Below are 19,267 nucleotides of genomic sequence, written 5' to 3'. Positions count from 1 at the left end.
TCCCGGATCGGGAACGTATTCTAAGACAATCAACACTGTCGCAGCCGTCCCGCATGCGGCGCGACAGTCGGGAGAAACAGCATGGCAAGCAGCATTACGCTCGAAAAAATCGTCAAGCGGTTCGGCGCTTTTCCGGTCATCCACGGCATCGATCTCAAGATCGAGCCGGGCGAATTCACCGTCTTCGTCGGCCCTTCGGGCTGTGGCAAATCCACGCTTCTGCGCATGATCGCCGGGCTTGAGGAAATCTCCGAAGGCGATCTGCGTATCGACGGTGAGAGGGTCAACGAAACCGCTGCCTCCAAGCGCGGCATCGCCATGGTCTTCCAGTCCTATGCGCTCTATCCGCATATGAGTGTCTACAAGAACCTTGCCTTCGGGCTGGAAACGGCGGGCTACAAAAAACCGGAAGTCGAGGCGCGGGTGCAGAAGGCCGCCGATATCCTGCAGATCGGCCCGCTGTTGCAGCGCAAGCCGAAGGCGCTTTCGGGCGGCCAGCGCCAGCGTGTCGCCATCGGTCGCGCCATCGTGCGCGAGCCGAAAATCTTCCTCTTCGACGAACCGCTTTCCAACCTCGATGCGGAACTGCGCGTGCAGATGCGCGTCGAAATTGCCAAGCTGCACCAGACGCTCGGCAGCACCATGATCTATGTGACGCATGACCAGGTGGAGGCCATGACCATGGCTGACAAGATCGTCGTGCTGCGCGACGGCCGCATCATGCAGGTCGGCCGCCCGCTCGATCTCTACAACAATCCCGCAAACCAGTTCGTTGCGGGGTTCATCGGCTCACCGAAGATGAATTTCCTCTCCGCAAAAGTGGCTTCAGGCGACACCTCCAACCGCACCATCGAAGTGGCGGGACAGCGCATCGTGCTTGAAAAACCGGTCACTGCTCAGCAGGGGGAACCGCTCACCTTCGGTGTGCGCCCGGAACATGTGAACCCGCAGGCCCAATCCTCTCTCGGTGAAGCTTCCATCCAGCTCGTGGAACATCTTGGTGGCTCGACGGTGGTTTACACCAGCACCCCCGACGGCCAGCCAGCGACCGTGCTTCTCGATGGCCAACGCCAGATCCGCATCGGAGAAACGATTCCCTTTGCCTTCGATCTGGGCAAGACGCATCTGTTTGGGGCGGATGGACGGCGGATATAGTGCCGCAGAGGAACTGTCTTATGCGGCGTGCCTGGGACGTCCCGGCCGCCGGGGGCGGAAATGAGCATGTAATAGAAGCGGGTCGCGCTGGCTGGCCCGTAACAGCATCTTCACCGCATGGCTTACCGGTGTGCCAGCGCGGTAGTTGTTCCATGTCCTCAAGGTCACACCAAGAAAATCCGCCGCCTCATTGTTGGAAAGGCCGATGTCCTCCTGCCATTTGCGCAGGTCGTCGACGTCAAAGTCGCGCTGGTCCTCGGCGATCTGGTAAAGATGATAGGAGTCGATTGCGAGATCATCGCCTTCCCATTCCACGCTGGCGCCATAGTCGGTGACTTTCGCAGTCTCCCAGATACCCGCTGAACGGAGGGGAGCGAGTAACTCTCCTCCCGTCGCGATCCACCCCGTCAGATTGGCGGTTGACCGTCTGCCATCGGCCCAGTCGATCGTGAGTGAGCTGGGCAGGGTGGGCAGGATGGCTTTGACGCGTGGTGTCATGACTTGCTTCCCTTAGCTGCAATAGGAAAACGCGGGTTAGTGCGATTCCACTCCTCAACAATCAGGCTCCCATTGGCCTTCGCCCATGCCAGAGCTTCGGCCTCCGCCCTGCGGGATAGTTTTCCACGCAGGATTTCCAGAGTTTCTATGTGGACAAGGGCATCCGCATCAGGTGTTATGATGTGGAAATGTGGTGGCAGGTGATCGTTCGCATACACGCGTACGATCATGTTTCCAATTTGAACCAGCTTGCCCATCCAGCACCCATATCCTCAATAAATATGGTGCATAATTTTCACTATGGCAAGTTCGGCTGCAGGATATTTATGATGAGCAGGCGGGATCTAAGACCTGTCGAGAATCTTCCGAAGCGTCAGCGCGTCTTCCGCAAACTGGCCGATGTCATCACCCCTGACGAATTCCAGCATCGCATAGGCGGGTCTCGTCCATTCGCCCTCAGGCAAAGCCTTGATGCACGCCCGCCAGTAGTCTGCGCGGTTGGCAAGCGGCAGGCGGCTGGCGTCGGCGAGCCAGGCGAAAACATGCAGATGGCAGATGCGTGGGCCGAGCGCGGATATTTCCGCGAGTGCCTCTTCCAGCGGCAGGCCGGGGGCGGGTTGCCAGTAGAAGAACAGGTTGGGCATCGGCAAATCCTGCGCCAGGTGCTGGGCGGAGGGGAGGGCGTCGGTCAGCGAATTCGGGTGATATTCGAGGCCGATTGTCATGCCGTAGTCTTCCGCTCGGTGAGCAATTGTCGCCAGCGCTTCCGTTGCCGCGCGGCGTTCCGCGGGTGTGTAATCGGCGGATGGACGTTTGCGTTGCCCCGGCCAGATACGGATATGCTGTGTGCCGAGCGCGCTTGCGGTTTCGAGCACACTGGTCACATCGTCAGGTGTGAAATCCGGCGCGAAGATATAGGAACCGTAGGACGAGACGGAGAGGCCCGCTTCTGCCGTCCGCGCAGCAACCTGCCGCGCATTTTCGAGGTCGCCCGGCGGGACATGGACATCCGCACCCCATTCGATCGCCCTGATGCCATTGCTGGCCGCAAGCTCTATCACGACCTGTGGCGTCAGGGAGCGGAAGGTGACGGAGCACAGGCCGGGTTCGAAAGGTCTCACGCGATCAGGTCCAGATGTTCGGGCCGCACCTGCTGCTGCAAAGGCACCGCGCAGCAGAAGCGTTCGATTTCGGCAATCGCCATGTCGCCGAGCCTCGCCCGTTCGAGACCGGTGGCGCCGGCAATATGCGGCGTCAGGAAGACGTTCGGCAGGCTGTAAAAGGGTGAGTCCGGCGGCGGCACTTCGGGATCGGTCACGTCGATGACGGCTTCGATGCGTCCGGTTTTCAGTTCGGCCAGAAGCGCGTCTTCATCCACAAGTGCGCCGCGCGCCGTGTTGATCAGGGTTGCGCCGTCCTTCATGCGGGCAAGCGCTGCCGCGCCAATCATATGCCGCGTCTGCGGCAGGGAGGGCGCATGCAGGGAAATGACGTCGCTCGCCGCCATCAGCTCCTCGAGCGAGGCAAGACGGACGCCGAGCTTTTCCGCTTCCGCAGCACCGAGAAGCGGGTCGAAAAGCATGAGATTGAGATCGAAGGGCTGCAATAGACCAATGACGCGACGTCCGATGCGTGACGCGCCGACGATACCGACCGTGAGGCCGAGATTGCCGATGGCCTGCGCCTGCAATCGCTCGACCGGGGCTCGGTCGCGATGCTCCAGATAAAGACGCCTGAAGCCGAAGGTCCGCTTGCCGGCCAGCAGGATCATCGCCAGCGAAAATTCTGCGACCGGCTGCGCATTCGCCTCTGCGGCGCTGCACACCGTAACGCCCCGATCGAACACCGCTTGCGACAGGAAATATTTTACCGTGCCGGCAGCATGGGAGATAAGCCTGAGGCGGGGCATCAGCGCCAGTTCCTGCGCGCCGATATCCGGACAGCCCCAGCCGGTCAGGAGGATATCCGTTTTCGCCAGCTGCTCTCTCACCGCGGGATCGTGGAAATCGCGGATCCTGCCTGTGTCGAGAATCTCGACCCTCTCTGACAACCTGTCGAGCGCCTGCGGCGTCAGCACATGCTCGGTCCGTTCCGGGTCCATGGCTATGCTGAGACGCGGAATCGGGCTCGTCATTGCGGCTCTCCCCTGGCCGCCATGCTGCTGACCGGCACGCCCTCTCTCGCGAAGAGGCGATCAAGCACCTCCAGGTCGGGAATAGCTGGAACCGAAGCCATTGTTTTCTCGCCTTCCGGGCCGCTCGCCCCGGCAAAGACCGCGCAAATCAGAACGCTCTCGCCGGCGGCGATCTGGCCGCGCAATTGCGGCACGGTGGTCTTGGCGTTGATGAGATTTGTATTGGGCAGTGCCTTCAGCGCCACGCCGTGCCGGTCTATGCTCGAACCGAGATCGATGATTGCCGATATGTCAGTGCCACAATCCGTCGTCGCCCGTCCGGCCTCTTCGCTCATGGCGTCGCGGTCGCCATCGTTGCGGTTGATCGCAAAGCCACCTTCCGTAACCCAAAGGGAGCGGGCAGAGGTGATCCGGTGCAGTCTGATATGCCAGTCGCCAGCCGCAACCAGCGTGGTTTCAACGGCGACATCGGCAAACGGCTTCCATGTCGCCCGCAGGCTTGCTCCCGCCAGCAGAACCTTTTCGTTGGTCTCGCGCACGCGGTAATGTAGTCCGTCCTCGGAAAAGGCCAGCATATTGTCGAAACCGTTGGTCTTGAAGCCACGCTCGTCCACTTCCACGCCGAAGCCGTAGCGGGAGGAATAGGCGAATTTTGCGTATTTTTCCGGCCCGCCGCGCATGGAGAGATTTTCCTGGCCGCTGGAGAGCGCCGTGACGTTGCCTTTCCTCCGCATCATCACCATGCCGGGATGAACAAGCGGCTTAGGGCTTGCGGACGGCTCGGGCAGCCTTTCCTCCGCCAGCCAGAAGCGATGACTTTCCGGCAGGGCAAGCGGCAGGAAAGCCTTGAAAGCCCAATAGGGCGAACCTGCAGAATTATAACTTTCCGACATGGTGAGCTGCGGATAGGCGTAGCCGATGGAGAGCACGCCATCGCGATCGGCAATCGGCTTTTTGGCCCACCAGCGCAGATGCTGCAGATAAAGGCCCTTGATCTCGCCCCAGGGCAGCGCCTCCTCGTCGGCAAAGGCAAGGCCCGCCCAGAAACCGCCACAGGCAAAACGGTAGGTCATGGAGCGGCCGAAAGCCAGGGTTCCGCCATCCTGATCGAACCAGCTGGCAAAATCGCCAGCGAAAAGCCGTGCGCGCTGCCGGTAACGCTCGGCATAGGCGTCATCAGGCTTGCTAAGTTTCGCGTAAATCAGCCCGTAGAAATGCATGGCGAAGGCAATGTAGTGATCGATGCGGCGATAGTTGCCGTCGCGATACCAGCCGTCGGATATATAGAAATCGTCGAGCTCCTTCTGGAAGGTTTCGGTCAGGCTGCGGTCAAATTCGATACCGAGATGATCCAGCGCCATGTCGACCATGATGCGAAAAAACTTCCAGTTATTATCGGCGTAACCGCGCTCACGGGCGGTCAGCAAATAGCGGCGCACATTGTCTTTCTGTGTATCGGACAGTGGTTCCCACAGATGCTGCGGCGCAAGCCGCAGTGCAAAACCGATTGCGGCGAGCTCCACCAGCCGCTGATCCTTCTGGCGCACATCACCCCAGTATTCAGGATGGGAAGGATCGGTGCCGTTGGCTATGCCCCGGGCGAGAAGCGGCCAATGGTCGAAACGATCGCCACTCAGCGCAAGCGGTGCGATGCCCCAGAGCGGTCGGGCAAAGCCTTCCAGATCGGCCGCCGCCCGGTCGAAGTGCGCGGCCGCTCCGCTGAGCGTCACCCTTGCGCCACCCTGCGAGAAATAGGGAAGAAGCGGCGCAAAGCTATCATCCAGCGCCCGCCGGACATCGGCGCGGCTTTTGAGCGGATTGCCGTGCAGCGGATTAAATCGCGCCATATGGGGTCTGCTCATGGTATCATGCATCGCGTGTCGCCTTTCCCGTCTTTTTCGCCTTGCCGGCTGTCTGTCCTTCCACCAGCTGCACGCCAAGTTGCATCTGACGGGCATTGGCGGAAGGCTCGGTCAGGCGCCGCCGCAGCAGGTCAACCGCTTCGCGCGCAATCTCGCGGCGATCGACCCGGATCGTGCTGAGACGTGGGGTAGAAAGTTCGGCAAAGGGCAGGTCATCGAAACCGATGATGGAAAGATCGTCGGGAACGCCGAGGCCCAGCTCCTGCGCTGCCCCGAGTGCGCCAAGGGCAATTGCGTCATTCATACAGAAAATGCCTGTCAGTTCAGGGTTTTTGGCCAGCAGCTGGCGAACCGCGTCGCCCGCCTGCCCGAAGCCGCTATCTGCCGTCGAAAGCAGGAACTCCTCATAGGTCGTTGCTTTTTCCTCAAGGATCGTATGGCGGAAGCCGCGCATACGCTCCCTGATAGTGTGGCGATGATGCGGACCGATATAGGCGACCTTGCGATGGCCGAGTTCCAGAAGCCGCCGGGCCGCCAGCGCGCCGCCGTAAAAATTGGAAGGCGAAACGCAATCGAGCATCATGGAGGGGTCAGCACTGTTGACAAGAACAGGTTGCAGTACGCCCTGCGTTATGCGGTGGATGATCTCCTCCTCGGGATCGAGCCCGATGGCCAGGAGGCCGTCCACCTCACAGACCCGCTGGATCAGGGAATCGTCGATCTGCTTCTGGTGCAATAGCCTGATGTCGAGTTCGAAACCGTCCGTCTGGGCGAGGCTGCGCAGCACATCGAAAATATCGTGGTAAAAGGCGCCAATATCGCCCGTCGCCCTTTCCGCGGACATGAGCGCGAGGATTGTCTTGCCTTCCAGCTGCACACCGACCGCCTGGTTGGTTGCCGGCCGCAAGGGGTAGCCGAGCTCCGCCGCAACTCCCAGAACCTTGGTCTGGATCGACGCGCTGATTCCTTTTTCCCCTGCGAGAACACGCGAGACTGTGCTGATGGAGACCCCGGCGCGCTGGGCGATATCCGACTGGCGCGGACGGCTGATGTCGGGCGTATCGTTCATATCGGCTCCTGCGCTTGCAAAAAAATCTATTATGATGCAAATATTGCAAACAGAGAAAATTTGCAAGAATTTAAGTGATATCAGAAAAATTTGCAAAACGCGGGAGGAGCAGATGCAAATGATTGATAGACGCGGGTTTTTGGTGACGGCGGCGCTGGCGAGCCTGGGTGCTGCGGCGGGCGGTTTTCGCGCGGCTGCGGCTGAAACCCGGCTTCGTTGCGTGTGGTGGGGATCTGCCGATCGCAGCAAGCGCACCAACGATGTGATCGCTCTTTACCAGAAGGCCAATCCGCAGACCGAGATCAGCGGGGAAATGATCGCCGGTTCCGATTACTGGACCAAGCTTGCGACATCGATGGCCGGGCGAAACGTCGCCGATATCTTCCAGCTTGAACCCTCCACCATCGCCGATTATTCGGGTCGAGGCGCCTGCATGGAGCTGGATCAGTTCGTCGGCAAGTCGCTTGATCTTTCCACCTTCGGCAAAAGCGAGATCGATCTCTGCCGTATCGACGGCAAGCTTTACGGCGTCGGCCTCGGGCTGAATTCCTTCTGCATGATGTATGACGCCGACACGCTGAAAGAAGCGGGTGTTTCCGTTCCACAGGATCAGATCACCTGGAAGGCGCTTGCTGAACTGGCGCGCGATTTCAAGAAGAACGGCCCGGCGAAGCGCAACTATTGGGCCGTACCCTATGGCGCGCGTTATCATTATGTCTTCGATGTCTGGCTGCGCCAGCGCGGCAAGCTTCTGTTTCAGGACGGCACCATCGGCTTCAACAAGGAAGATGCCAAGGAATGGTTCGCCTATTGGGAGGACCTGCGCGAGAACAAGCTTTGCGTTTCCGCCGATATCCAGACGCGTGACGACAATACCATCGAATCCAATGCGCTGACGCTTGGCAATTCGGCCATTGGTTTTGCCTATTCCAACCAGCTTGTCGGTTACCAGAAACTCAACAAGCAAACGCTGTCCATCGGCATGCTGCCGGGTGAGGGGCCGGGCAAGCCGACCGGGCATTATTATCGGCCGGGCCTCATCTGGTCCATCTCGTCCACTTCGACCAACGCGGAAGCGGCGGCGAAATTCATCAACTTCTTCGTCAACGATCTGGAAGCAGGCAAGGTACTCGGCGTCGAGCGCGGCGTGCCGCCCGCCAAGGTCGTGCGCGAGGCATTGTTGCCGACCCTCAACGAGACCGAGCGCAAGACGGTGGATTACATTGAGAGCCTGTCGGGCAAGCTCGATCCCTATCCGGAGCCCGCCCCGATCGGCGCCAATGAGTTCGACCGCGGCGTGATGCGCCCCATCGCCGATTCGCTCGCCTTCGGCCGCGCCACCGTGGATGAAGCAGCGCAAAATCTCGTCGACACCGGCACGCGGACCCTGCGCAAGCGCGGCTGACGACGAAAGGGCATCGCCGCGCGGTCTCGCAGCCGCGTGGCGATGCCTTTTTCATGAAGCGAGGGCGGTGAATCCCGCTTTCCGCCGTTTGGAAACGCCTGCATGGCAAACAGCACTGGACAAGTGCATGGCATTTAAGCCAGAAATTCTGATCTGGATCGATAAATCTGAAGATTAGAATATGGCGCCCAATTTCCTTCTCGTTGATGCTGAAAAAGAATTCGATGTGCTGAAAGCGGCCGCATCGCTGATCCGCGTGCAGATTTTGAAGCTCTTGCACGAGGCGAGCGGTCTCAATGTCAACGAAATTGCGCAGAGGCTGGATTTGCCCCAGTCCACCGTTTCCGCCGGCGTGGCCGTTCTGGAGGAGGCGGGGTTGCTGCGAACCGAGACGCGCAAGGCGCGCAAGGGCAGCCAGAAAATCTGCTTTGCCACCTGTGACGAACTCATCGTTTCCTTCCGAAAACCCGAAACCCCGGCGACCTCAAACTATATTGCCGTGGCGATGCCTCTCGGTCTTTACACGCAAAGTTCGGTAACGGCGCCCTGTGGCATCTGCTCGCCGGAGGGCATTATCGGGCTTCTGGATGTGCCCGATACGTTCATGGATCCGGACCGCATGAAGACGGCCTTGTTATGGCTGACATCGGGTTTCGTCGAGTATCAGTTCCCCAATAACGCCAAGATTCAGGGGCGGGAGGTCGAGGAAGTCGAGTTTTCCATGGAGGTCAGTTCAGAGGTTCCCGGAACCCACAGCAACTGGCCGTCGGACATCACCCTGTCCGTCAACGGCAGGGAAATCGGCGTCTGGACGTCGCCCGGCGATTTCGGAGACAAGCGGGGAACATTTACGCCGGACTGGTGGAAGCTGTCCGGTTCGCAATACGGTATGCTGAAAACATGGCGGATTACCGCCCAGGGAACCTTTGTGGATGGCACCCGGATTTCGGATGTGACGCTCGCGGATATCGATCTGACCAGCCACCGTTCCATCCGTCTGCGCATCGAGGTCAAGGCGGATGCGAAACATCCGGGCGGGCTGAACATATTTGGCCGCGGGTTCGGAAATTACGACCAGGACATCGTTTTACGCCTGCGAACGGCTGCCTGATCCAGCAAATTTAATAAGTATGATTTTCGCGGTTGACAGGCGCGGATTCCCTCGGCAACTATATTATCAAATGTGGTCTATACCATATTTCACGATATAAATGCGCATGGGAGGAGAGCCTTATGAAAGCGCGGGTTTCAGTCCACCGGGACTTCCGGATTGGGCGTATCGACGATCGTCTTTATTCCGCCTTCATCGAACATATGGGGCGCGCCATATACGGCGGCATCTACGAGCCGGGCCATCCTCAGGCGGATGAAAACGGCTTTCGCAAGGACGTTCTGAAATTCGTGCAGGACCTGAAGATCCCGGCCATCCGTTATCCGGGCGGTAACTTCGTTTCGGCCTATCGCTGGGAAGACGGCATTGGGCCGCGCGACCAGCGTCCCATCCGTCTCGATCTCGCCTGGCGCTCCAAGGAAACCAACCAGATCGGCATCAATGAATTCGCCGACTGGGCGCAGATGGCCGGCATCGAGATGATGCTCGCCGTCAATCTTGGCTCCCGTGGTCTGGACGACGCCCGCAACTTCCTCGAATACGTCAACTTCCCCGGCGGTACGACGCTCAGCGATCTGCGCCGCAGCCATGGCGCCGAAAAACCGCATGGCGTGAAAATGTGGTGCCTTGGCAACGAAATGGACGGTCCCTGGCAGATCGGTCACAAAACGGCGGTGGAGTACGGGCGTCTCGCCAACGAAACCGCCAAGGCCTTCAAGGGTTTCGACCCGACAATTGAAGCAATTGTCTGCGGCAGCTCCAATGACGGCATGCCCACTTATCCCGAATGGGAGCGGGAAGTGCTGGAGGAGTGCTATGAAAATGTGGATCACATCTCGCTGCACAAATATTTCGGCAACAACAGCCGCGACACGCTGAATTATTTCGGCAAGATCGAGGAAACCGGACGCTACATCCAGACGATTGCGGGCGTCATCGATTATGTGAAGGCGAAGAAGCGCGCCAAGAACGACGTCTCCATCTGCTTCGACGAATGGAACGTCTGGTATCACATCCGCGAAGAAGACGGCAAACGCATCAAGAGCTGGGACTGGCCAGAAGCGCCCGCACTTCTCGAAGAGACATACAATTTCGAGGACGCGCTGTTCGTGGCGGGTCTGCTCAACGAGTTCATCCGCCGTTCGGATCGGGTGCGCATCGCCTGCATCGCGCAGCTCGTCAATGTCATCGCGCCCATCCGTGCCGAGAAGAACGGCCCGGCATGGCGTCAGACGATCTATTATCCATACCAGTTCGCTTCGCTTTATGGCCGTGGCGTCGCGCTGAATGTCGCCGTTGATTGCCCGACCTATGACTGCAATGCGGCCGATGACGTCAAATATCTCGATGTCGCCGGTGTCTATGACGAGGCGGAAGGCATGGTGACATTGTTCGTGTTGAACCGGCACTTGACCGAGGCCGCCGACCTCGATGTCAGCCTCACCGGTTTCTCGTCGGCCACGCTCGATCTGCATCTGGCCATGGCGGGATATGATCTGCGTGTCGGTAATGGCCCGGATCAGCCGGATCGTGTCGTGCCGGTGCCGGGCAGCGGTGTCGGCGTCGAAGACGGAGCGCTGAAGGGCTCCGTGCCGGCGCTGTCTTATCATGTGCTGCGTCTGAAGGTTCAGTGAGGCGGCCATGGGTGTCCGTCTCAACAATATTGCCAAGTCCTTCGGCTCCTTCGCGGCGATCCGGGATGTCTCGATGGACATCCCGACCGGCAGCTTCGCGGTCTTCGTCGGGCCTTCCGGCTGCGGAAAATCCACGCTGCTGCGGATGATTGCCGGTCTTGAAGAGACCAGCGGCGGACGCATAGCCATCGACGACCGTGATGTCACGGCCGTCGAGCCGGCGGATCGCGGCGTTGCGATGGTTTTCCAGAACTACGCCCTCTATCCGCATCTGACGGTGTTCGAGAACATGGCGTTCAGCCTGCGTCTTGCCCGCCGGCCGAAGGCGGAGGTGAATCAGAGGGTGGGCGAGGCGGCCCGCATTCTGCAGCTGGAAGATCATCTGCAGAAAAAACCGTCGCAGCTTTCCGGTGGACAGCGCCAGCGCGTCGCCATCGGCCGCGCCATCGTTCGACAGCCGAAGGTCTTCCTGTTCGATGAGCCGCTTTCGAACCTCGATGCGGAGTTGCGCGTGCAGATGCGGCTGGAGCTGACCCGGCTTCACCGCAAGCTGGGTGCCACAATGATCTATGTCACCCATGATCAGGTGGAGGCCATGACGCTCGCGGACAAGATCTTCGTGTTGAAGGGCGGCGTCGTGCAGCAGGCGGGCGCTCCGCTCACCCTCTATGACGATCCTGATAACCGGTTCGTCGCGGGCTTCATCGGCTCACCGGCGATGAACTTCCTGCAGGCGGACGTCGTCGGACAGCACGAAGGCGTCGTGACGCTTTCGCCCGATGGCGGGCATGGACATATCGAGGCGCGGCTCTCGCAACCCGTCTCCGCCGGGCAGCGTGTCGAGATCGGGATCCGGCCCGAGCATCTGATCATAACACAGGACGGTGCCTTGCCGGTCGTCGTCGAGGTCGCGGAAGAGCTGGGCGACGTCTCCTACCTCTATACCCGCACTAGGGCCGGCAGGGAAATCATCGTGCAGCGCCAGGGCTCGCGCGAGAGCCTGGATGGCCGTCCGGTTTCGCTCACCGCCGCGCCCGACCACATCATGGTTTTCGACAGCGACGGCAGAAGGTTGCGATAGGCGCGAGGAGGCGCCTGTCGATGCAGCAGACCATCCCCGATGGGGTGTTTTCAAAGAAAACGGGAGGAGTGAACGATGCGACTGATCAAGACATTGCTTGTTGGCACGGTTCTGGGTTTGACCGCCCTGCCGGCGCTGGCCAGACAGGATATCGTCTGGTGGGATTTCCTGTCCGGCGGTGACGGCGTGCGCATGAAGGCGCTGATCGATGCCTTCAACAAGGAACATCCTGATATTCAGGTGAAGGGAACGACGCTCGAATGGGGCGTGCCCTTCTATACCAAGGTGCGGACCGCTTCTGCCGTCGGCGAAGGACCTGACGTCATGACCTATCACCTGTCCCGTGCGCCGCTGGCGCTGCAGGAGAAGGTGCTGAGCGAGATTACCGACAAGGATCTTGAGGATGCGGGACTGAAGAAGGACGATTTCTTCAGTGCGCCGCTCGATGCGGCCACCCATGACGGCAAGCTTTATGCCGTGCCTTTCGATATTCACGCGCTGGTTCTCTATTACAATGCCGATCTTCTCAAAGGCTCGCCCTATATCGATGCCGAAGGCAAGCTGACCGGTATCAAGACGATAGACGACTTCGAGAAGGCGCTGGCCTGGGCCAAGGAAAAAGGCGTCGAAACGCCGGTCACGTATCAGTCCGGCGGTGAAGCCGGTGTCTGGCGCGTCTTTTACACCTTGTTCTCGCAGCAGGGTGGTGAACTCGTCACCAATGGCGAGGTGCTGGCCGGCGACAATGCGGAGAAGGCCGCCAAGGCTATCGATACCATGTCGAAATGGCGCGAAAACGGCTGGGCGCCGGAGCAGGCGGAATATCCCGCTTCCGTCGCGCTCTTCTCCGCCGGAAAATCCGCCTTCCAGCTGAACGGCGTCTGGGAAGTGCCGACCTACAAGGACCTGGAAAAGAACAACAAGCTGGGCTTCAAATGGAGCGCGGTCGAGGTTCCGCCCTTCATGGGTAGACGCGCTACATGGGCGGATTCACACGCTTTTGCCATTCCCAACCAGGGTGACAAGACCGTTTCCGGCGAAAAACGCGCCGCGGTGATGAAGGTAATCGGCTGGATGGAAAAACACGCCATCAGCTGGGCCGATGCCGGCCATATCCCGGCGTATAAATCGATCACCGAGGGCAGCGATTACAAGGCGATGCAGCCGAACGCCACCTATGCGTCACTTGCGGAAGCAGCCGTGTTCGATCCGAAAACGACGATCACGGGTGTCGCTTCGCCTGCCTATGATGCCGCGCTCAACGTCATCGCTCCAGCCATTCAGGGCTTCATGAGCGGCACGGATGCGGTGGAGCAGATCAAGGAAGAGCTGCAAAGCAAGCTGAAGTGACAGGAACCGGCCCTCCGGTCTCTGGCCGGAGGGCGCCTGCAATGCGTGAAGTCCCGGAGACAGTCCATGGCTATGATTGAAAACCGGCGCAAGAAATCGCTGATCGCGCTGTCGATGGTGACGCCGTTCATCGTGGTCTTCGCCACCTTCTTCCTTTATCCGCTGATCGAGATGGTGCGCATGAGTTTCACCGATGCGCCCCTGATCGGTGATGGAAACTGGGTCGGGTTTGCAAACTACGCAAAGCTGCTGAGCGACCGCCTGTTTATAACGTCGCTGAAGAACAACGGTTATTTTGTGCTTCTAACCGTGGTCCCGACGACTGTCATCGCGCTGATGATCGCACTCGCCGTCAGCCGCCTTTCGGGCGTCAGGCAGACGGTTGCGATGAGCCTGTTTTTCTTGCCCTATGTCTTGCCTGTATCGGTCGTCACGGAAATCTGGACGTGGATGCTCGATCTTCAGTTCGGCATTCTTCAGCCGGTGATTTCCCTGTTTGCCGGAAAACCGGTCGCGGTCTTCAAGAATCCCTATTGGGTCATGCCGATGGTCGCCGTCGTCACCATCTGGTGGACCAACGGTTTCAACGTATTGCTATTCATCGCGGGTCTTCGCAACATTCCGGCCGAGCTTTATGAGGCCGCCTCGCTCGATGGCGCAACGACGTCGCAACGCTTCTGGCGCGTGACCTGGCCGCTATTATGGCCCGTGACAGCCCTCGTGCTGACCCTTCAATTGATCCTGCAACTGAAGATATTCGACCAGATCTATCTCCTGAGCGGCGGCGGCCCTTTCAACTCAAGCTTCGTGCTGCTTCTAAAGGTCTATCGTGAAGCCTTCCAGCTCAACAATGGCGGTTATGCCTCTGCCGTCGCCACCGTGCTGTTCCTGCTGATCGTCATCGTTTCCATTCTCCAGTTCCAGTTGCTGCGCATCCGGAGGAACTCATGAGCCTTACCAGAAGACTAGAAAACATCATCCTGACCGTGCTGACCTTCTCGGCGGCGCTGGTATGGATATTTCCGCTCTACTGGACCTTCGTCACCTCCATTCGCTCGGATGAGAATGTTGCAGGGAACACCTTGCTGATACCCGACGAGTTCCGGCTGAGCGCCTATGTGAACGCCATCTTCAACACGCAGTTGATGAACTGGTATATCAACTCGGTCGGCACGGCGGCGATCGTTACCGTGTCGGTGCTTCTTATCTCGATGTTGTGCGCCTATGCCCTCTCGCAGATACGGTTTCCGGGCCGACGCCTGCTCTATGGCATCGTGCTGGCGAGTTTCATGGTGCCGGCGCAGACGCTTGTCGTCACGCAGTTCATCCTGATGAAAAACCTTAACCTCATCAACACCTGGGCAGGCATCATCCTGCCGCAGCTAATCACGCCCATCGTCATCATCGTCTACAAGCAGTTCTTCGACAGCGTGCCGAAGGAGATGCGCGAGGCTGTGGTTTTGGACGGCGGCGGTGAGTATACGATCCTTTTCAAGGTCTACCTGCCGCTGAACTGGGGCATTACGACCGCCATGGCGATCGTGACATTCATCACGGTCTGGAACGCCTTCTTCTGGCCCTTCCTCGTCGTCACCTCGGAAAACATGATGACGATCCCGATCGGCATCACCCAGGTCAATGACACATTCGGCGTTGCCTATGCACGGCTAATGGCCATTGCCATGCTTGCCGCGCTGCCGGTCATCATCGCCTACGTCATCTTCCAGCGGCGGGTAACGGAAGCCATCATGATCTCGTCCGGTGTGAAAGGGTGAGGGGGCGGACGATCAGATGACATGCGCCTTGTGCAGGGCTGTCAGCACGTCGTTCTTGAGGGTTGCCAGCCGGGGTGAGCGCCGGTCACGGGGGCGTGGCACGTCCACCTCGATCTCCTCCTGTATGCGACCGTCATGGGCACCCATCATGTAAATCCGGTCGCCGAGATAGAGAGCCTCATCGATATCGTGGGTGACGAGAAGGAATGAGATGCCGCGCTGTTCGACAAGCTTCAGAACAAGGTCCTGAAGCTTCATCCGCGTGAAGGCATCGACCGCGCTGAAGGGTTCATCGAGCAGCAGGATACGCGGTTGCGTATAGAGCGCCCGAGCGATGGCGACACGCTGCGCCATGCCGCCGGAAAGCGCCTTTGGCAGCGCCGCGCCGTGGCCGCTGAGGCCTACGTCGTTGATCAGCCCTTCAACCCGCTGCACGTCGAATTTCTTGCCGGCCGCATAGCCGATATTTTCGGCAACCGTCAGCCAGGGCATCAGGCGGGGTTCCTGAAAGACGAAGGCGATCGGCGGCGTGTCCGTCGCTCCGTCTTCTTCCTCCGTGTTGATCGTCACTGCGCCGGCAAATCGCCTGTCCAGACCTGCGGCGATGCGCAGCAGCGTGCTCTTTCCGCAGCCGCTTGGCCCGAGAAGAACCGCCGCTTCGCCATCGCCAAGCCCCAGACGAATGTCCTGAAGGACAACGGTATCGCCGAAGGCCTTTTCGCGCACGTCTACCTGAAGCAGGCTCATCGCAACCGCCCTCCTTCCTGCAGGGGATAGGTATCGCGCCAACGCAGGCAGCGTTCCTCGACGATCTTGAACAGGCTGTCGGATATCTTGCCGAGCACCGCAAGGCAGATGATGGCGATCATGACCAGATCGGGACGGGACAGTTCCCGCCCGTCGGAAAGCATGTAGCCGATCCCTTCGGATGCGGCCAGAAGCTCGGCTGCCACGACGCTCAGCCAGGCGAGGGACAGCCCGTAACGCAGGCCGGTGAAAAGATGAGGCAGGGAGGCCGGGATAAAAATTCGCCAGACCAGTACGGGCAGGGGCTGGCGATACATTTCGCCCACTTCCACAAGTTTGCGATCCACATTGCGGATGCCGGAGAACAGGTTGAGATAGACCGGGAAAAACGCGCTCTTGGCGATCAGGACGATTTTAGAGGTTTCGCCGATGCCGAACCAGATCATCAGCAGCGGCACCCAGGCGAGGCTCGGAACCGCGCGCAGGGCCTGAAACGTGGGCTCCAGATAACGCTCGGCGGCAACGACCAGCCCAACCAGCGATCCAACGATGACCGCAAGCACCGAGCCGATGACGAAGCCGACGAAAACGCGGGCGGTGCTTGCCGCGACATTGGTCCAGAGAGGTCCTTCAGCAAGCCGCAGAAACGTATCGTAGAGTTCCGATGGCGGCGGCAGCACATAAGGGCTCACCCAGCCCATGCGAACAAAAAGCTCGAGCAGCAGCAAAGACCCGACCGGCACGATCGCACCGCGCAGGTCGAACCGTGTGAAGAAAGCCCCCACCTTTTGCACAAGCGTCGATCGGGAAGGAGACTGTCTGGATGGCTGTCTCACGCGCTGAAATTCGCGCGGATGGGAATTCATGCGCCCAGCACCTTTTTCGCCGGAGCCGGGTCTATCAATGACGCAAGAACATTGTCGACATTGACGCCCGGACGCAGGACGTCGTCGCCAAGCAGCGGGGTAACGATACGGATCGAATTCAACAGTTCTTCACCCGGGACGGGGTCGTTCCAGTCACGCTTGTTGATGGTAAGTTCCGTGATCTTGGGGTCGTTGCCCGTGACCTTCGTGACGAAATCGATGAATTCGCTGTTATTCTCGCGGATCCATTTCTGCGTCTGCACCCACACGCCGAGCAGACGCTCTACCGCGCGCGGGTGTTTTGCCAGGAACGCCTCCGATACGCTGAAGACACTGCCGTCGCGCCAGCTACGCTCATCGAAAATTGCCCTGTCGCCGGCAAGCTCGGCCTGGGAGGTGTGCGGATCGATACCGACCCAGGCATCCACCTGTCCCTGCTGCAGCGCGTTGAACCCCTCGGGGTGCTGCAGGTTTACAACCTTGAGATCATCGACTGACAGCTTGTGTTGAGCAAGCGCGCGGACAAGGGTGAAATAGGGAGCCGTGCCCTTGGTGACGGCAATGGTCTTGCCCTTGAGACCGGCCACCGTCTTTACCGGCGAATCCGGACGCACCTGAATGATGGACGAACCGCCCCAGCTCGCTACATAGATGACTTTCAGCGGCACGCCATTGGCGCGGGCAAGAAAGGCCGAAAGCGCCGCGGAACCGGCGAAATCGGTCGAGCCGACCTTGAGGAACTCCAGCGAGTTGTTGCTGCCGCGCGATTGTACCCAGGTGATCTTGGTGCCGACATCCTTGAACGCTTCCTCAAGCCAGCCCTTGTTCTTTATCAGCAGCGTATGGGACGAATAAAATCCCCAGTCCAGCTTCAGCTCTGCCGGAAATTCCGGCGTGCTCTGTGCCAGCGCACCGCGAGTTGCAAGCGGCGCGGCAAGCGCGCCGGCAATACCGAGCTTGAGGATATGGCGGCGGGAATATTCGGCCTTCATTTAATTCACCTATTTTATGGATTTTATATACATAAAGGCTAAAGGCAGGGGTTTTTGTGGTCAATACGCACCTCTGGAACCCCATGCCAAACTTCGAAAGCGACGTGGAAAATCTCCCTAATCCCGAAGGGATAGGCGCGACATCCCGTTATCAAGCAAAGAAGCGGTTGACCGGGCGGTGCAGTCCGAGATGATCGCGCAATGTCGGACCTTCATAGTCCGTTCGGAACAGTCCGCGCTTTTGCAGTTCCGGCACGACCAGCGTGGTAAAATCGTCAAGACCGGCGGGCAGGAAGGGGAAAGTGACGTTGAAGCCGTCCGAGCCTTCCTCATGCAGCCATTGTTCCATCTCGTCGGCGATGGTTTTCGGCGTGCCGACGAAGGCGAGCCCCGCATAGCCGCCCAGCCGCTGCGCGAGTTGACGCACGGTCAACCCTTCGCTTCTGGCAAGTTCTATCACTCTTTCGCGGCTGGATTTGCTCGCATTCGTTTCCGGAATGTCGGGCAGCGGGGCGTCGGGATCGAAACCGGACACGTCGTGACCCAGCGCGATCGACAGCGATGCTATCGCGCTTTCATAGTGGACGAGGCTGTCGAGCCTGGCGCGCTTGGCTTTTGCCTCCTCGACCGTATCGCCGACAAGAACGAACGCGCCAGGCAGAATGACGATGCCATCACGCGACCGTCCGGCGGCGACCGTCCTGTCCTTTACGTCCTTGTAAAAGGCCTTGCCGGCTGCAAGGGTGGGTGTGGCCGCAAAGACCACCTCAGCGGTTTCGGCAGCGAGCTGGCGTCCGGGTTCGGATGCGCCGGCCTGAACGATGACCGGCCAGCCCTGCACCGGGCGGGCGATATTGAGCGGTCCGCGCACCGAAAATTCGGGGCCCCTGTGGTTCAGCACATGCATTTTTTCAGGGTCGAAGAACAGTCCGCTATCGACATCCCGAATGAAGGCATCATCCGAAAATGAATCCCACAGCCCGGTGACGACGTCATAGAATTCCCGCGCGCGGCCATAGCGCTCGGCGTGGTCGGGTTGATCATTTCGGCCGAAATTCCGGGCGGCGTCCGGGTTCGAGGTTGTGACGATGTTCCAGCCGGCGCGGCCATTGCTGAGGTGATCGAGAGAGGCAAAACGCCGGGCCACGTGATAGGGCTCGTCGAACGTGGTGGACGCCGTGGCGACGAGACCGATGCGCTGGGTGACGGCGGCCAGGGCGGAAAGAAGCGTGAAGGGCTCGAAGGAAGTAACGGTATGGCTGCGGCGCAGCGCCTCTGTGGGCATGTTCAGGACGGCGAGATGATCGGCCATGAAGAATGCGTCGAATTTCGCAGCTTCGAGCTGCTGCGCGAAACGCGCCAGATGGGCGAAATTGAAATTGGCGTCAGGAAAGGCGCCGGGATAACGCCATGCGCCCGTGTGGAGGCTGACGGGCCTCATAAAGGCGCCGAGATGCAGTTTGCGATCATTTGCCATTGGCTTTCACTCTCTTGTCGGTGTTTCGGCGCGGACGGCTCGCTGTCGCATCCGCTGGCGGGCGCAAGCCCGCTTCTTGCTTGCGGCGACGATATCCCCGTCAGGGAATTG

At 59.6% G+C, this 19,267-nt stretch carries 18 protein-coding genes; 8 read left to right on the top strand and 10 right to left on the bottom strand.

All coding sequences use genetic code 11. The features are described 5' to 3' along the window. Window positions 1–81 precede the first annotated feature (81 nt). A complete protein-coding gene (locus tag HQN82_RS14255) occupies window positions 82–1,155 on the top strand; it encodes an ABC transporter ATP-binding protein (protein ID WP_004444934.1) in 1,074 nt (357 codons plus the stop codon). Between the two features lie 18 nt (window positions 1,156–1,173). Here the strand turns inward: HQN82_RS14255 and HQN82_RS14250 are convergent, their stop codons facing one another. The 6 genes from HQN82_RS14250 to HQN82_RS14225 form a co-directional block, all read right to left on the bottom strand. Continuing rightward, on the bottom strand, window positions 1,174–1,653 hold the full coding sequence (locus HQN82_RS14250; RefSeq protein ID WP_006700540.1) for a hypothetical protein: 480 nt from the start codon (window positions 1,651–1,653) through the stop codon (window positions 1,174–1,176). Continuing rightward, window positions 1,650–1,910 carry a DUF4160 domain-containing protein gene (locus HQN82_RS14245; RefSeq protein WP_006700539.1) on the bottom strand — a complete coding sequence of 87 codons (261 nt, stop codon included), beginning with the start codon at window positions 1,908–1,910 and terminating at the stop codon, window positions 1,650–1,652. The genes HQN82_RS14250 and HQN82_RS14245 overlap by 4 nt, the downstream gene beginning before the upstream one ends. 87 nt (window positions 1,911–1,997) lie before the next feature. After that, complete coding sequence (locus tag HQN82_RS14240) at window positions 1,998–2,774, bottom strand: sugar phosphate isomerase/epimerase family protein (protein ID WP_022562631.1); 777 nt, start codon at window positions 2,772–2,774, stop codon at window positions 1,998–2,000. Continuing rightward, window positions 2,771–3,787, bottom strand: coding sequence for a hydroxyacid dehydrogenase (locus HQN82_RS14235; RefSeq protein WP_022562630.1), 1,017 nt, complete (start codon window positions 3,785–3,787; stop codon window positions 2,771–2,773). Before HQN82_RS14235 ends, HQN82_RS14240 begins: the two co-directional genes overlap by 4 nt. Continuing rightward, window positions 3,784–5,661, bottom strand: a complete 1,878-nt coding sequence (locus HQN82_RS14230) for a DUF2264 domain-containing protein (protein WP_173615103.1) — start codon at window positions 5,659–5,661, stop codon at window positions 3,784–3,786. The genes HQN82_RS14235 and HQN82_RS14230 overlap by 4 nt, the downstream gene beginning before the upstream one ends. Beyond that, window positions 5,654–6,718 carry a LacI family DNA-binding transcriptional regulator gene (locus HQN82_RS14225; RefSeq protein ID WP_173615102.1) on the bottom strand — a complete coding sequence of 355 codons (1,065 nt, stop codon included), beginning with the start codon at window positions 6,716–6,718 and terminating at the stop codon, window positions 5,654–5,656. The genes HQN82_RS14230 and HQN82_RS14225 overlap by 8 nt, the downstream gene beginning before the upstream one ends. A gap of 112 nt (window positions 6,719–6,830) precedes the next feature. Between HQN82_RS14225 and HQN82_RS14220 the strand changes: the two genes are divergently transcribed. The 7 genes from HQN82_RS14220 (at window position 6,831) to HQN82_RS14190 (ending at window position 15,074) form a co-directional block, all read left to right on the top strand. Continuing rightward, a complete protein-coding gene (locus HQN82_RS14220; protein ID WP_022562627.1) occupies window positions 6,831–8,123 on the top strand; it encodes an ABC transporter substrate-binding protein in 1,293 nt (430 codons plus the stop codon). Between the two features lie 181 nt (window positions 8,124–8,304). Continuing rightward, window positions 8,305–9,234 carry an ArsR/SmtB family transcription factor gene (locus tag HQN82_RS14215; protein WP_004444928.1) on the top strand — a complete coding sequence of 310 codons (930 nt, stop codon included), beginning with the start codon at window positions 8,305–8,307 and terminating at the stop codon, window positions 9,232–9,234. A gap of 122 nt (window positions 9,235–9,356) precedes the next feature. Then, on the top strand, window positions 9,357–10,868 hold the full coding sequence (arfA, locus tag HQN82_RS14210; protein ID WP_006700548.1) for an arabinosylfuranosidase ArfA: 1,512 nt from the start codon (window positions 9,357–9,359) through the stop codon (window positions 10,866–10,868). Window positions 10,869–10,875: 7 nt separating this feature from the next. Further along, on the top strand, window positions 10,876–11,949 hold the full coding sequence (locus tag HQN82_RS14205) for an ABC transporter ATP-binding protein (protein WP_173615101.1): 1,074 nt from the start codon (window positions 10,876–10,878) through the stop codon (window positions 11,947–11,949). Window positions 11,950–12,024: 75 nt separating this feature from the next. Continuing rightward, the gene (locus tag HQN82_RS14200) at window positions 12,025–13,299 is read left to right on the top strand and encodes an extracellular solute-binding protein (RefSeq protein WP_173615100.1); all 1,275 of its coding nucleotides are present in this window, start codon (window positions 12,025–12,027) and stop codon (window positions 13,297–13,299) included. 66 nt (window positions 13,300–13,365) lie between these two features. Further along, window positions 13,366–14,250 carry a carbohydrate ABC transporter permease gene (locus HQN82_RS14195; protein WP_022562624.1) on the top strand — a complete coding sequence of 295 codons (885 nt, stop codon included), beginning with the start codon at window positions 13,366–13,368 and terminating at the stop codon, window positions 14,248–14,250. Next, entirely contained in the window at window positions 14,247–15,074 is an 828-nt protein-coding gene (locus HQN82_RS14190; RefSeq protein ID WP_173615099.1) for a carbohydrate ABC transporter permease, read from the top strand. Before HQN82_RS14195 ends, HQN82_RS14190 begins: the two co-directional genes overlap by 4 nt. 12 nt (window positions 15,075–15,086) lie before the next feature. Here HQN82_RS14190 and HQN82_RS14185 read toward each other — a convergent pair whose 3' ends face one another. The 4 genes from HQN82_RS14185 to HQN82_RS14170 all read right to left on the bottom strand — a co-directional run bounded on the left by HQN82_RS14185 (window position 15,087) and on the right by HQN82_RS14170 (window position 19,156). Further along, entirely contained in the window at window positions 15,087–15,821 is a 735-nt protein-coding gene (locus tag HQN82_RS14185) for an ABC transporter ATP-binding protein (RefSeq protein ID WP_022562623.1), read from the bottom strand. Beyond that, a complete protein-coding gene (locus HQN82_RS14180; RefSeq protein ID WP_004444914.1) occupies window positions 15,818–16,687 on the bottom strand; it encodes an ABC transporter permease in 870 nt (289 codons plus the stop codon). The genes HQN82_RS14185 and HQN82_RS14180 overlap by 4 nt, the downstream gene beginning before the upstream one ends. Beyond that, window positions 16,684–17,679 carry an aliphatic sulfonate ABC transporter substrate-binding protein gene (locus HQN82_RS14175; protein WP_173615098.1) on the bottom strand — a complete coding sequence of 332 codons (996 nt, stop codon included), beginning with the start codon at window positions 17,677–17,679 and terminating at the stop codon, window positions 16,684–16,686. Before HQN82_RS14175 ends, HQN82_RS14180 begins: the two co-directional genes overlap by 4 nt. A gap of 151 nt (window positions 17,680–17,830) precedes the next feature. Then, window positions 17,831–19,156: an LLM class flavin-dependent oxidoreductase gene (locus HQN82_RS14170; protein ID WP_173615097.1), complete on the bottom strand. Its 1,326-nt coding sequence runs from the start codon at window positions 19,154–19,156 to the stop codon at window positions 17,831–17,833. Window positions 19,157–19,267: the final 111 nt, after the last annotated feature.

Source organism: Agrobacterium pusense, assembly GCF_013285525.1.
GTDB classification, from domain to species: Bacteria; Pseudomonadota; Alphaproteobacteria; order Rhizobiales; family Rhizobiaceae; genus Agrobacterium; species Agrobacterium pusense.
The sequence above is the reverse complement of the archived record's forward strand: the minus strand, read 5'-3'. Positions and strand labels throughout refer to the sequence as shown.